Source organism: Paenibacillus barcinonensis (genome assembly GCF_003217495.1).
Lineage (GTDB): Bacteria > Bacillota > Bacilli > Paenibacillales > Paenibacillaceae > Paenibacillus > Paenibacillus barcinonensis.
In genome coordinates, this window is the sequence record NZ_QJSW01000036.1 from 1 (window position 1) to 12,971 (window position 12,971).

Genomic DNA, 12,971 nt, shown 5'->3' on the forward strand with positions numbered 1-12,971 from the left:
CCACACGTACCCATCCCGAACACGACCGTTAAGCCCTCTAGCGCCGATGGTACTTGGACCGCAGGGTCCTGGGAGAGTAGGACGCCGCCAAGCAATAGGAAGACACACTTGATGAATATCAGGTGTGTTTTTTTGTGTTAATTATTAGACTGTAGTTGAACGGAACACTTGCCTTAAGGTAGGGTTAACATATATCAGATGAAATTTATCACCATATCGACAGCTTTTGCTGTCTCAATAAGGTGTTAGAGTATGTGGAAGAGCTTCATTTCAAATAGGAGGAGAGCTCGCATGAGGCAAAATAAGTACGATGAAGCAGCGTTCTTTGATAGTTATAGCAGAATGTCTCGCTCAGTAGAAGGATTGAATGCGGCTGGGGAGTGGCACGAATTGCAGACGCTATTACCTGACCTTAAGCAAAAACATGTGCTTGATCTGGGATGCGGCTTTGGCTGGCATTGCCGCTATGCTCGTGAACAGCAGGCGAAGTCGGTCATCGGCGTAGATTTATCCGAAAATATGCTGCGGCGTGCACGTGAGCTAACGGATGATTCGCAGATCGAGTATCAACAGATGGCCATCGAAGATATTCATTTTGAACAAAATCGGTTTGACGTTGTCATCAGTTCTCTTGCTCTGCATTATGTTGAACATATTGATGAAGTATTTGCTAAAATTCATCACTGCCTCGTAAAGGGTGGAACGTTAGTGCTGTCTGTTGAACATCCGATATTCACCGCTCGTGCAGAACAGGATTGGCATTATGGACCAGATGGCGAGATATTGCACTGGCCTGTGGATCATTATCATAACGAAGGACAGCGAACAGCGAACTTTTTGAATCAGGATGTAGTGAAGTATCATCGGACATTGGCGACGTACATTAATGAGTTAGTGAGAGCAGGTTTCATCATTCAGCAGGTGGCTGAATCCAAGCCGTCACCAGAGATGATGGAACAGGTTCCAGGTATGTCAGACGAGAATCGCAGACCGATGTTTCTGATGATCGCAGCGATGAAAGCATAGTATGCAGGAATTCATGTCTCTTGGCCTGTAGGTGGACTACATCTACAGCCAGGATAATACAGATTTAATCGGCGTGTTCAGCGTGTTGAACACGTCGATTTTTTATTTTTGCTCAATGATAAGAAGTTATATTCAATTCAGGGAACCCAATGCCATCTGGCTTAGTCTTATTAAGTGAGGTGAACTTTCGTTGGACTATTCATTTCTGGCAGAGGCCCAGACCATTGACAATGACACACTTGCCAGCATGATGGACGACTACGGCAATGATGTGTGGAACTATGCTTATTTTCTAACTAAAAATGCGGAGCAGGCAGATGATTTGTCACAGGAAGTTTTTGTCCGGGCATACTCAGGTATCGCTCATTATCGGGGAGATTGCACGCTCAAAACATGGCTGCTCACGATTACTAGAAATACGACGTTTACATACCGCAAATCCAGGTTTTTTCGCAGCAGTTTATGGGGAGAGACGTTAGCCCTGGATGTAGAAGAGGTGAGTTCCGATTTACGACAGATGAAGCCAGAAAAACGTATTTCCCATCCGTCTGCTGAAGTAGAGGTTATGCGTAAAGCACATGTACATGAAATCTGGACTATCGTACTGGCGCTACCTGAGAAGTTTCGTGAGATTCTTTTGCTGCATTTAAGGTATGAGCTTACAGCTGTGGAGATTGCAGAGATGCTACGTATCAGTCAAGGCACGGTGAAATCACGTTTATCCAGAGCCAAAAACAAGGTGCGAAAGCAGTATGAGGAGAGAAGCAGATGAAACATGAGGCTGATCAGTGGGAAAAGCAAATCCGTAAAGGGCCGTTTGCAGCGGCTCCTTTTACAGAAGAACACAAACATAAGGTGCTGCAGCAGGTGGAATGGATACGAACGGCGAGCAGTGAAGAGAAGAAAATCAATCCGTTACAGTCGGCATGGAGACGTTTGGGGCCCTCCGTACGATATCCAGATAGCGTTACTGATAAAACCACGAATATAGCTAATACATCAGTCATAAATACAGCACAAAATGTATCTAGTCATAGACGTCTTTCTAAAATGAGAAAAGGCATGTTTGCCGCAGGTATGAGTGCTGCACTGATTGCAGGCGGACTGTTTCTGTGGAATTGGGAGGATGGGGAGATCGCCAAGCCTCTCATGGAACAGCTTCATCCAGCCTCGGCTTTACTGTTTACCGATCACCTGAATGTGGATATACTCACCGATAAAATGAAAAAAAATATTGCGATCACGATGAGAGATGACTTGGGCAAACAACTTCGCATTAACAAGGTACAGGACCTGCCGGTGTCTGGCAGAATTTACGTGGAGGCAGGTCAAGAGAAGGAAGCAGATTACGCCCAGATCTGGCTGGATGCCAAGACAGGAAATCTACGTGAAGTGCAGATGAGGGCCGAGATGCAGGCGAGTAAGCTGGAGCATCGGTATTTACGTCAGATTCCGTCACTTCTGGAGAGCATGGGTATCAATCCAACGCTTACGCCTGAGTCTGTCAGAAGAACTGTAAACATGAAACAAGGGGAGAACGAGCCTACGACGTATACTACATCACCACTTGTGAATGAGACGGGGTATGGAGAGATTACATGGAAGCAGGATCAAGCCGTATATATAGCGGGAGAAATTAGTTCAGATAAAGTGTCGCGGGCCGCTTTGACAGATGCACAAAAGTCAGTCGCCAACTTTTCCGGGAAAACGAATTTAAAACTGCTCAGTATTCATCGAACGAAGGATACTGAGCTGGGTGAGAATACTATATTTTTCAGTTTTGATCAAGATTATTTAGTTCAGATGACAGAAGAACGAGAAGGGATGCGTTACATGATTAGAGATAGCCACCATTATGATCCGGAAATCAAAGATATCAAAGAGATGGAGGCTTATCATGAGAAACTATACAATATGGATGAGTCTCTACTGAGAGAAAAAGCAGGGCCGATCATTAAGAAAATATTCAACACCGATCTACATGCATACAAACTTCATCGAAAAGAAAATGCATTAGGAGTTGTAACTTTTGAATTGGAATCAGCAAAGGATATGTTTGAGGTGGAGTACAAGGATGACGGACGCATCACGATGATTTCCCGAGGGGCATTTTAAGGAGATCATGCATATTTTCATGCTACAATAAACTTCACAGTTCAATGTACGATAGGAGACTACGATGAAATATTTGGTGAGTTCATGCCTGGCAGGAGTGGCTTGTCGATACAACGGAACGGCGAGTCTGGATGAAAAGATTCAGGAGCTTGTGGAACAGGAGCAGGCCAAAATGGTATGTCCCGAGCTGCTTGGCGGATTCTCTACACCCCGGGAACCAGCCGAGATAGTTGGGGGCACAGGTGCCGATGTACTTGCGGGGAGGGCCAAGGTGATCGAGCAGGGGGGAGCAGATGTCACCGACTTGTACATCAAGGGAGCCTATCAGACCCTGGAATGGGCACGCAAGCTGGGGGTGAGCTGTGTTGTACTCAAGGAATTCAGTCCGTCCTGCGGTACAAAAATGATCTATGATGGTCACTTTGCCAATCAGAAGGTTGCCGGAGAAGGGGTAACAGCGGCTTTGCTTCGACAAGAGGGGTATCGTGTCATTTCTGAGCATGAGCTGATGGAGCAGCTACAGCAATTGTAATGGAATGACTAGTGATATGTTATAAAAAGGATGGGAATAAGCTATGTACCTGCAGAAATGCTTGTTTCTTCATATGAATTACTTTTAGTAACGAAGAAACAATAATATGCGTACTTCCTTAAACTGAATATAGATTCTACACTGATACCAGTTTTGTGATCATCAAAACGCTATGGACAGAAATTCTACTTAACAAGATAGAGAAAAGGACGTGGAGAGAAAATGGACGTTGCTGTACAAACGAAGAAAAAGGAAGAAATTTTGCAGGCATTTCAGTTCCGTCATGCGACGAAGATGTTTGATGCATCGCGTAAAATAACAGAAGAGGACTTCGCTTTTATTCTGGAAACAGGCCGGTTATCTCCAAGTTCTATCGGATTTGAGCCATGGAAGTTTCTGATTGTGCAAAACCCGGAGTTCCGTCAGCGTTTGTCCGAGGTATCCTCCGGTGCACAGAAGCAGCTGGCGACAGCCAGCCATTTTATCGTAATATTGGCACGTACGGATGCCAGCTACAACTCGCCTTATGCGGAATATATGCTGAAAGAGATCAAGGGCATGCCCGATGATGTATTTGAACTGACCAGTGCAGCTTTCGGCAAATTTCAGAACAATCAGGGCTTGCTGCAAAATGCTAAAACGTTACTGGACTGGGCTTCCAAGCAGACGTATATCGCTCTTGGCAACATGATGACTGCTGCGGCTCAGATTGGCATTGATTCATGTCCAATTGAGGGCTACAACTATGCCGAGGTGCATCGTATTCTGGAGGAAGCTGGGCTGCTGGAGAACGGTGCATGGGATGTCTCCGTTATGGCTGCTTTTGGTTATCGTGCGGCTGAGCCCCCGCGGGAGAAATCACGTAAGTCTATTGAACAGATTACACACTGGATTGAATAAGCATTAGAAAACGCAACACAGCTCTTGCTCGATGGGGGACAAGGGCTGTTTATGCGCCATAATTCTTCAATCTAAGAAGCAGTTGATAATACATAGATATCTATGTATAATGAAGTCATGTTAAAATACAACGCATTTGCAATGATTGCACGCATCAGAGATCACGTGAACAAACGCATTGTTCATGAACTTGAACAGCATGAAGTAACGGGGATTGTCCCTTCTCACGGAGACGTTCTGATGTTTCTGTACCGGGAAGAGACGTTATCCATCAAGATGCTGGCAGAACGCGTGCAGCGAACGCAGCCCACAGTTACGGTGCTTGTGAACAAGCTGGAGAAGCTGGGATATGTGGAACGCAGCAAGAGCGCTGATGACAGCAGAGTAACCATGATTCGTCTGACGGAACAAGGGAAGCGGCTGGAGCCGGTTTTCCGCGAAGTGTCGGATCAGATCAACCAGATCATCTATGCTGATCTGTCCGAAGAACAATCAGAGCAATTGGAGAAGTTGTTGTCCATGATTGTGAGACGGCTATAAGTTTATAACCGTCTTGCCAGCTCTTGCTTCTGATCTGATCTGTATTCTTTTGAACCAACTGTTGTTGTCCCTTGGTACTCAAAGTTTGGAAAGAGAAGAGCAGAAGGTGTTTTTTTGAACTTATACATAGATGTCTATGTATATTCAAATAGAGCTTGGCCAGATTTTCAGAAGATTTGTAGAACACAAAAAAATATTGGTGACTAATAAGGAGGAAAATGTTTATGAAACATCTTATCGTTTACGCACACCCGCGCACTGACAGCTTTAACAACGCTATCCTGAATACAGCAGTAACTGCTTTGGAGGCAGAAGGGCATGAGGTTGTTGTACGTGATCTGTATCAATTGGGATTCCAGCCCGTACTTACGGAGGCAGATACAACATCTATGCGTGCAGGACAGACTCCGCAGGATATTGCAACAGAGCAACAGTATGTAACAGATGCGGATGCAATCACGTTTATTTATCCCATCTGGTGGACAGGTCTGCCAGCGATTTTGAAAGGATATGTAGACCGGGTGTTTGCTTACGGCTTCGCTTATGCATCAGGGGCAGCAGGGATTGAGAAGCTGTTGACCGGCAAAAAGGGTCTGATGATCAGCACACACGGAACACCGAAGGATGTGTATGATCAAGTCGGCATGACGAATGCACTGAAGCTGACTTCAGACACAGGCATCTTTGACTTTGTAGGCATTGAACCAGTGGATCATCTGCTATTCGGCGCCATTGGTTATCTGGATGCTGCTGCATATCAGGCGATGCTGGATGAAGTAAAACAAACGGTAACAACACGTTTCTAACATATGAGGTTGCACATATGAAGTATCCAGGCCGACTCTTGATGAGTCGGTTTGTTTATTTCTGGCGTTTGGCAAAAGGACAGAAAGAGGGTATAATCGAGCCATGGAACCTATACTCATATTCAAAGCATTATCTAATGAGACACGCAGACAGATTCTGCTGTGGCTGAAAAACCCGGAGCAGCACTTCTCACCGCTTGAGCTTTCCCAGCATCCGGATGGCGGAAAGAGCGGCATATGTGTGGGCACGATTCAACTGAAGGCCGGACTGGCTCAGTCTGTGATCTCCAGTTATTTGCTGACGATGCTCAAGGCAGGTCTCCTGCTATCAGAACGCAGAGGACAATGGACGTATTATCGCCGTAACGAGGAGACAATACAGGCGTTTGCGGAGTACGTGCGGCACGAGTTGTAAGCCGGATGCCGGAATGGAAGTCAGGATGCAAGGTTAGTAAACAGGAATTCCTTCCGGATGTGCACGGCTGTACTGTGTAATACCAGCGTATTTAACAGACCTCCATTGCTGTCAATGATAGGCGATGCATGTGCACGATCTGCTTTAGCCTTAGGAATAAGTTAATTTCTATCATTTAATATCTATTTATCTGGATATACGAAAATATAATTAAAGAGGAGCACAACTATACATGGCTACTGAACACCAACAAAACCAACAACAATATCAGCATAGAGAACATATCAATGACGTTAAGCTTTCGGTGCTTGACCTGGCACCGGTTGTCGTAGGCTCGACCCCTGCGGATGCCCTTCGCAACAGTCTGGAGCTGGCACAGCATGCGGAGCGCTGGGGGTACCATCGTTATTGGGTAGCTGAGCATCACAACATGCCTGGTATCGCTTCATCTGCAACGTCTGTGGTAATCGGACATCTGGCAGGTGGAACAAAGACCATTCGTGTAGGGTCCGGGGGGATTATGTTACCTAACCATGCGCCGCTTGTGATTGCGGAGCAGTTCGGTACGCTGGAATCACTCTACCCAGGCCGCATTGATCTGGGGCTTGGACGTGCACCAGGCAGTGATCGCCGCACATCACTGGCACTGCGTAAAGACCTGAACAGTGGCGAGGATTTTCCTGAGCTGCTGGCAGAACTGCGAGCATACTTTGATGCTTCGGCAACATCTTATCATGCACCTGTGCGGGCTGTACCTGGGGAAGGGCTAAGCATTCCGATCTATCTGCTGGGCTCCAGTGATTTCAGCGCTCGACTGGCAGGTCAGCTGGGATTGCCGTTTGCCTTTGCGAGCCATTTCTCGCCGGATTATACACGGATCGCAATGGACACATATCGCAGCAGCTTCCAGCCATCCGAGCATCTGAAGGAACCCTATGTGATCGCAGGGGTAAACGCCGTTGTGGCAGATACGGATGAAGAAGCAGCGTGGCTCGGAACAACGATGCAGCAGCAATTTTTGAATATTATTCGGGGTACAACAGGACTTGTACAGCCGCCAGCGGTAATGGATGGCAAGTGGACCGACCGCGAACAAGCGGCAGTGGCCCAGACTCTCAAGGCGGCCGTGAACGGATCACCGGAAAAGGTGCAGGGCCAGCTTGAATCCTTTATTCGCCAGACACAGGCGGATGAGTTGATTATTACGTCGATGATCTATGATCATCAGGCACGGCTGCATTCCTACGAGTTGATTGCGCAGCTTGCAGGAAACGCATAAGCACTTGCTAGGCAGTCAAATGCGAACAGCATCCGGCTGCAGACAGACGGTTCGTCTCCGAGGGAGGCGGGCCGTTTTTTATATACAGGAAAAATTTTCAAGAGATCGTTGTGAGGCAGGTTGCTGCTTTTGGGGTAAAATGACGGTACTTGCCGAATTTGAAACGTCGGGACAGGGTGAGACGTATATGTCATGTATGTTATACATATTTTGGCTGGAAATAGGCGCGTGTAGGTTTTATACTACTCGTCAGGCAGGAAGATGCCTTGTTAAGGCGTTTGTGAGCATCAAATGAAGAAAGTTACATATGAGAGAGGACGACAGCTTATGGAGCAACCTGAGCAACAACCACGTGTTTGGCCGGATCGGTTCAAACGATTTTTTCTTAACAATAAGTTTGTGCTGTTTCTGTTAATTTTGCTGCTGGTTGGACTGAACATTATGGTGCTGACCAAAGTATCATTTGTGTTTCACCCGTTTGCGGTGCTGATTAAAACGATTGTACTTCCGATTATTCTGGCGGGTATCCTCTACTACTTACTGAATCCGCTTGTGGATGTTATGGAAAAATGGAAAATCAAGCGCGGCTGGGGTGTGCTGATCCTGTACCTGATTATTCTGGGCATCCTTACGGTCGTTATTCTTGCGGTTATTCCGGTGCTGCGTAATCAGATCACAGGGCTGATTGAAAATTTCCCGTCTTACAGCAAGACGGTAACAGAACAATTTGAGCATCTTACTGGCGGCGAAATGTTCAACCAGGTCCAAAGCGCCATCAACCTGAACTGGCAGGATTATTGGGGATCGCTGTCGCAGCGGGCTACCGAGATTCTGGACACCACATGGACGAAGCTTGGCGGGTTCCTGGGTGCTTTTACGGAGACCGTATTATCCATTGTAACGGTACCGTTTATCCTGTTCTATCTGCTCAAAGACGGTAAGAAGCTGCCAAACAAAATTTTATCTTTTCTGCCGATCAAAAGTCGCACAGGTGCGATGAACGTGCTGCATGATATCAACCACCAGATCAGCTCATTTATTCGTGGACAGATTATCGTCAGCTTCTGTATCGGGGTGCTCCTGTACATCGGATATATGATTATCGGTCTGGACTATGCTCTGATTCTTGCGATTATTGCATCCTTTACCAGCGTTGTTCCTTATCTGGGGCCTGCGATTGCCATTACACCTGCGCTCATCGTTGCTCTCGTCACTTCACCAGTGATGCTGCTGAAGATGATTGCCGTATGGACGATCGTGCAGTTGATTGAAGGCAAGCTCATCTCGCCTCAGATTATGGGTAAAACACTCAAAATTCACCCGATCACCATTATCTTTGTCATTCTGACCTCAGGGAATTTGTTCGGGGTTGTGGGCGTGCTGCTGGCGGTGCCGGGATATGCCGTGCTTAAAGTGGTAGTATCCCATATCTTCAACCTGTTCAAGGACAGCTCGGGTCTGTATGATCCCAAAAATAATACGTTACTATAGTGAGTGAGGAGCTGCTTTTAAAGCTTTTAATAGCCTGTAAGGCTGTGTAAAACGGTTCCCTTACCATCAAAGAACCCCCGTCCATCGGCATGCCGAGAGACGGGGGTTCTTTGATGTGAACAGGCTGGCTGCTGCCTAGCCGTGTTTAATATGCTGGAGCGTTTGCAGGAAAATCTGCTCAATGTGAGCATCATCCAGAGAGTAGTACACGGTCTTGCCTTCCTTACGCCGTTTCACAATCCGCATATTGCGGAGAGAACGTAGCTGATGGGAGATGGCTGATTGACCCATGTCAAGGAGAACGGTCAGATCGTGTACACATAATTCCTTCTGTAACAGCGCATCAATAATACGAAGACGTGTTGGGTCACTAAATGCCTTGAACCAGTCGGCCATCTCGGAAGAGGTCTCCCGATCTATAAGAGAGGTGCGAATGGTTTGCACATCGGTTTCTGTACCTGAGCAGGCCTCATCGCATTCATGTGGAGCTTTAACCGGTTGTTCCATTCCTATCACCGCCTATGTTTAACAACTAATAGCTATATTATATCCAAAAAACGCCTAAAGCGAAATGATTACTATTAGCATATTCTGTATTCAAAATCAAGAGCATGTGTTGACACTCCCGATACAACGTGCATATAATAGGGTTAAATTAACATATGAATGATTGCTCATATATTGTAAAATACAAAATTATAGTAAAAAAGCTGTTTAACTTTTGACGGACTGCAAAGGGGAGAATTCACATGGGAACCGGACAGGAACAGGTGAAAAGGGAACTGCTGCTGGATGGACTGGATTGTGCAAACTGTGCACTCAAGATCGAAAATGGTGTGAGTAAAATCAAGGGCATTAGCGAATGCTCTGTTAATTTTGTGACCAAGACGTTATCCATGTACACGACATCGGATATGGATGAACAGGTAGTAGAGGAAGCAAAACGTAAGGTGCTGCGACTGGAGCCACATATTCGTATCTCGGAAAAAGGCCAGGGCAACTCTGGTCAAAGCAGCTGGGGAGGCACTTCCACCGTTAATCATAAAGGAGAGCAGGGGGCAGAGCAGCCTCATTCTGGAGCCCACCAGCATCACGGACATCAGCATATGGCTGGACACGCGCATACCCACGGCAGCCATGGACACGATTATGGACACGATCATGCTCATCACGACCATGCGCATCACAGTCACGCACACGGCGATGCGGAGAGCAGCGGTGCTCACGCAGGTCATTCGCATGAGCATGGTGCGGGGCAGACCAGAACGCTGCTGGCCCGCCTTGCTGCTGGCTCAGTGCTGCTGGCAGCAGCAATATGGTCACCGCTGGATGGTTGGGCGCAGCTTGGCCTCTATATACTGGCTTACGTGATTGCTGGTGGAGATATCGTGCTTCAGGCCTTCAAAAATATCATTCGTGGTCAGGTGTTTGACGAATACTTCCTGATGACGGTGGCTACGCTTGGCGCATTTGCGATTGGAGAGTACCCGGAAGGTGTTGCCGTTATGCTGTTCTATCAGCTTGGTGAGCTGTTCCAGGGCATGGCGGTAAATCGCTCACGCAAGTCCATTCAGTCCCTTATGGATATTCGTCCGGACTATGCGAACGTGCTAACAGGCGCTGGTGAGGAAACCCGCCGTGTCTCGCCGGATCAGGTTCGCATCGGGGATCGGATCATAGTGAAGGCTGGCGAACGGGTGCCGCTGGATGGTGTCGTAAAGGCAGGTCAGTCCATGGTGGATACGTCGGCCCTGACGGGGGAATCCGTCCCGCGAGAGCTGAAGCCTGGAAGTGATGCGCTCAGCGGTTTTGTAAATAAAAACGGCATGTTAACGATTGAGGTCACTAAAACCTTCGGTGAATCCACTGTATCCAAAATTCTCGACATGGTGCAGAATGCCAGCAGCCGCAAGGCGAAAACGGAACATTTTATTAGCAAATTCGCCCGGTATTATACGCCTGTGGTTGTCATTCTTGCGGCTCTTATTGCTTTGGTTCCCCCGCTGCTGCTGAACGGTGCAACGTTCGCCGACTGGATCTATCGTGCGCTTGTGTTTCTGGTGATCTCTTGCCCTTGTGCACTGGTTGTTTCCATTCCGCTGGGCTTCTTCGGCGGCATTGGTGCGGCTTCCCGGAACGGTATTCTGGTTAAAGGCAGTAACTATCTGGAGGCTTTGAATGACGTTAAAGTGGTGGTTTTCGACAAAACGGGTACCCTAACCAAAGGTGTTTTCAAGGTTACTGCTGTTCATTCCCAAGGTGCACATACAGAAGAGGAGTTAATGAGGCTGGCGGCGATTGCCGAAGCAAGCTCGAATCATCCCATTGCGGAGTCTATTCGTGCAGCCTGGGGCAAGGATATTCCTGTGCAGGACGCGGATGGATACGACGAGGTAGCTGGGCACGGGATCAAAGTTAATGTGAACGGACAGGAAGTGCTTGCAGGCAACGGTAAGCTGATGGAGCAGGCTGGAATTGCCTATACGATGCCGCAAACTGCGGGAACGGTCGTACATGTTGCTAAAGCCGGGATATATATCGGTCATATCATCATTGCAGATGAAGTGAAGCAGGATGCGGCAGTAGCCATCCAGGCACTCAAGCAGCTGGGCATTCGCAAAACCGTGATGCTCACGGGAGATGCGACGGCGGTCGGAGAAGCTGTCGGTCATCAGCTTGGTGTGGATGAGGTGTATGCCGAGTTGCTACCGCAGGATAAGGTGGAACGGCTGGAGCAGTTGGAGGTCAATAAAGGGCCTAAAGAAAAAATCGTATTTGTCGGCGATGGCATTAACGACACACCTGTATTGGCTCGTGCCGATGTCGGTGTAGCCATGGGTGGACTTGGTTCGGATGCGGCGATTGAAGCGGCAGATGTGGTCATTATGACCGATGAGCCGTCCAGACTCGCCAGTGCGATTCGCATTGCGAAGCGTACACGCCGCATTGTGTGGCAGAACATCGGATTTGCGCTCGGGGTAAAGGCAATTTTCCTGCTGCTCGGTGTATTCGGGATTGCAACGATGTGGGAGGCTGTATTCTCTGATGTTGGTGTTACGGTGCTTGCTGTGCTCAATGCAATGCGGGTTCTTCGGATCAAGGACGTTTAGGGCATGTCTTGAAACACCTACTGAGGTGCATCTTTTACCCCCTTTTCGCACCCTGCTACGTCACTTTCCCTTGACGTGCCCCGGCACGCCTGCGGGAAACTTCCTTGCTTGGAACAAAAATTCGGCAAAATCTGCTTTCTTCAGAGTTTTCAGACACGCCCTAAAATATGTGAAACGTGCCACACGGCTCTGCGTATATACGTAGAGCCGTTTTACTTTTTAATGGCTGGTGAATAATAGTGGTTGAACGTTAAAGAGAAGGGGCGAGCATGTTGGCAGGAGCAATGTTGGGCATTATATGCGGAGTATGTTATTTCATTTTGGGATTGATGGTGTATAAGAAGCCGCCAAAACAAATTAACGGAATATATGGATATCGGACCCCACGGGCAATGAGTCACCCCGCTTTATGGGAAGAAGCACAGCGGTATGGCTCAGCGCTGATGATGCAGTTTGGTTTTATCATTACCGCTTTTGGTGTGATTGGCTTCTGGCTTACCGATGTGCGGGCACTGGTGCTGAGTTTGATTGCAATCGTCTTTTATACGATCAGGCTGTTCACCCGGGTGGAAGGACGCTTGAAGCAAATGCAGCGGGAGATGGATAAGCAGGACAAGCAGGGCAGCGAGAGCGAAGGCGTGTAGAAATTCAAGAAATTTATAACCTCATCATCAAACGTAGAAACAAAGAGATCCGCTCAGGCGGGTCTTTTTCGTTTTCTTTGCTATTTTATAAGGTCCAACAGATGAAGGCACAC

Annotated in this window: 13 protein-coding genes and 1 rRNA gene; 13 read left to right on the forward strand and 1 reads right to left on the reverse strand. The window is 47.6% G+C overall.

The window, feature by feature from the left end; translation table 11 throughout:
* The 11 genes from rrf to DFQ00_RS27480 form a co-directional block, all read left to right on the forward strand.
* Positions 1 to 93, forward strand: a 5S ribosomal RNA gene (rrf, locus tag DFQ00_RS27430); the annotation flags it as partial.
* A gap of 198 nt (positions 94 to 291) precedes the next feature.
* On the forward strand, positions 292 to 1,026 hold the full coding sequence (locus DFQ00_RS27435; protein WP_110899603.1) for a class I SAM-dependent methyltransferase: 735 nt from the start codon (positions 292 to 294) through the stop codon (positions 1,024 to 1,026).
* A gap of 190 nt (positions 1,027 to 1,216) precedes the next feature.
* Positions 1,217 to 1,798 carry an RNA polymerase sigma factor gene (locus DFQ00_RS27440; protein WP_110899604.1) on the forward strand — a complete coding sequence of 194 codons (582 nt, stop codon included), beginning with the start codon at positions 1,217 to 1,219 and terminating at the stop codon, positions 1,796 to 1,798.
* Positions 1,795 to 3,141 carry a hypothetical protein gene (locus DFQ00_RS27445; RefSeq protein ID WP_110899605.1) on the forward strand — a complete coding sequence of 449 codons (1,347 nt, stop codon included), beginning with the start codon at positions 1,795 to 1,797 and terminating at the stop codon, positions 3,139 to 3,141. The genes DFQ00_RS27440 and DFQ00_RS27445 overlap by 4 nt, the downstream gene beginning before the upstream one ends.
* Positions 3,142 to 3,205: 64 nt before the next feature.
* The gene (locus DFQ00_RS27450; protein ID WP_110899606.1) at positions 3,206 to 3,673 is read left to right on the forward strand and encodes a 2-thiouracil desulfurase family protein; all 468 of its coding nucleotides are present in this window, start codon (positions 3,206 to 3,208) and stop codon (positions 3,671 to 3,673) included.
* Positions 3,674 to 3,895: 222 nt separating this feature from the next.
* The gene (locus DFQ00_RS27455) at positions 3,896 to 4,573 is read left to right on the forward strand and encodes an NAD(P)H-dependent oxidoreductase (protein ID WP_110899607.1); all 678 of its coding nucleotides are present in this window, start codon (positions 3,896 to 3,898) and stop codon (positions 4,571 to 4,573) included.
* A gap of 165 nt (positions 4,574 to 4,738) precedes the next feature.
* Positions 4,739 to 5,113, forward strand: coding sequence for a MarR family winged helix-turn-helix transcriptional regulator (locus tag DFQ00_RS27460; RefSeq protein ID WP_341866290.1), 375 nt, complete (start codon positions 4,739 to 4,741; stop codon positions 5,111 to 5,113).
* Between the two features lie 224 nt (positions 5,114 to 5,337).
* Positions 5,338 to 5,919, forward strand: a complete 582-nt coding sequence (locus DFQ00_RS27465) for an NAD(P)H-dependent oxidoreductase (protein WP_110899608.1) — start codon at positions 5,338 to 5,340, stop codon at positions 5,917 to 5,919.
* 103 nt (positions 5,920 to 6,022) lie between these two features.
* Entirely contained in the window at positions 6,023 to 6,334 is a 312-nt protein-coding gene (locus DFQ00_RS27470) for an ArsR/SmtB family transcription factor (RefSeq protein ID WP_110899609.1), read from the forward strand.
* A gap of 232 nt (positions 6,335 to 6,566) precedes the next feature.
* Positions 6,567 to 7,613: an LLM class flavin-dependent oxidoreductase gene (locus tag DFQ00_RS27475; RefSeq protein ID WP_174812226.1), complete on the forward strand. Its 1,047-nt coding sequence runs from the start codon at positions 6,567 to 6,569 to the stop codon at positions 7,611 to 7,613.
* Between the two features lie 327 nt (positions 7,614 to 7,940).
* Positions 7,941 to 9,104, forward strand: a complete 1,164-nt coding sequence (locus DFQ00_RS27480; RefSeq protein WP_110899610.1) for an AI-2E family transporter — start codon at positions 7,941 to 7,943, stop codon at positions 9,102 to 9,104.
* Between the two features lie 135 nt (positions 9,105 to 9,239).
* On the opposite strand, the gene DFQ00_RS27485 is transcribed toward DFQ00_RS27480, so the two are convergent.
* Complete coding sequence (locus tag DFQ00_RS27485; RefSeq protein ID WP_110899611.1) at positions 9,240 to 9,611, reverse strand: ArsR/SmtB family transcription factor; 372 nt, start codon at positions 9,609 to 9,611, stop codon at positions 9,240 to 9,242.
* A 242-nt stretch (positions 9,612 to 9,853) separates the two neighbouring features.
* Here DFQ00_RS27485 and DFQ00_RS27490 point away from each other — a divergent pair, with 242 nt between their 5' ends.
* Positions 9,854 to 12,214: a heavy metal translocating P-type ATPase gene (locus DFQ00_RS27490; RefSeq protein ID WP_110899612.1), complete on the forward strand. Its 2,361-nt coding sequence runs from the start codon at positions 9,854 to 9,856 to the stop codon at positions 12,212 to 12,214.
* Between the two features lie 284 nt (positions 12,215 to 12,498).
* Positions 12,499 to 12,858: an SdpI family protein gene (locus DFQ00_RS27495; RefSeq protein ID WP_174812227.1), complete on the forward strand. Its 360-nt coding sequence runs from the start codon at positions 12,499 to 12,501 to the stop codon at positions 12,856 to 12,858.
* The last annotated feature ends 113 nt before the right edge of the window (positions 12,859 to 12,971 follow it).

Bases quoted from the DNA above. Each gene is read 5' to 3' on its own strand.
- DFQ00_RS27455 (WP_110899607.1), top strand. From the start codon at position 3,896: ATGGACGTTGCTGTACAAACGAAGAAAAAGGAAGAAATTTTGCAGGCA.
- DFQ00_RS27450 (WP_110899606.1), top strand. From the start codon at position 3,206: ATGAAATATTTGGTGAGTTCATGCCTGGCAGGAGTGGCTTGTCGATAC.
- DFQ00_RS27465 (WP_110899608.1), top strand. From the start codon at position 5,338: ATGAAACATCTTATCGTTTACGCACACCCGCGCACTGACAGCTTTAAC.
- DFQ00_RS27475 (WP_174812226.1), top strand. From the start codon at position 6,567: ATGGCTACTGAACACCAACAAAACCAACAACAATATCAGCATAGAGAA.
- DFQ00_RS27485 (WP_110899611.1), bottom strand. From the start codon at position 9,611: ATGGAACAACCGGTTAAAGCTCCACATGAATGCGATGAGGCCTGCTCA.
- DFQ00_RS27490 (WP_110899612.1), top strand. From the start codon at position 9,854: ATGGGAACCGGACAGGAACAGGTGAAAAGGGAACTGCTGCTGGATGGA.
- DFQ00_RS27445 (WP_110899605.1), top strand. From the start codon at position 1,795: ATGAAACATGAGGCTGATCAGTGGGAAAAGCAAATCCGTAAAGGGCCG.
- DFQ00_RS27480 (WP_110899610.1), top strand. From the start codon at position 7,941: ATGGAGCAACCTGAGCAACAACCACGTGTTTGGCCGGATCGGTTCAAA.
- DFQ00_RS27435 (WP_110899603.1), top strand. From the start codon at position 292: ATGAGGCAAAATAAGTACGATGAAGCAGCGTTCTTTGATAGTTATAGC.
- DFQ00_RS27495 (WP_174812227.1), top strand. From the start codon at position 12,499: ATGTTGGGCATTATATGCGGAGTATGTTATTTCATTTTGGGATTGATG.
- DFQ00_RS27470 (WP_110899609.1), top strand. From the start codon at position 6,023: ATGGAACCTATACTCATATTCAAAGCATTATCTAATGAGACACGCAGA.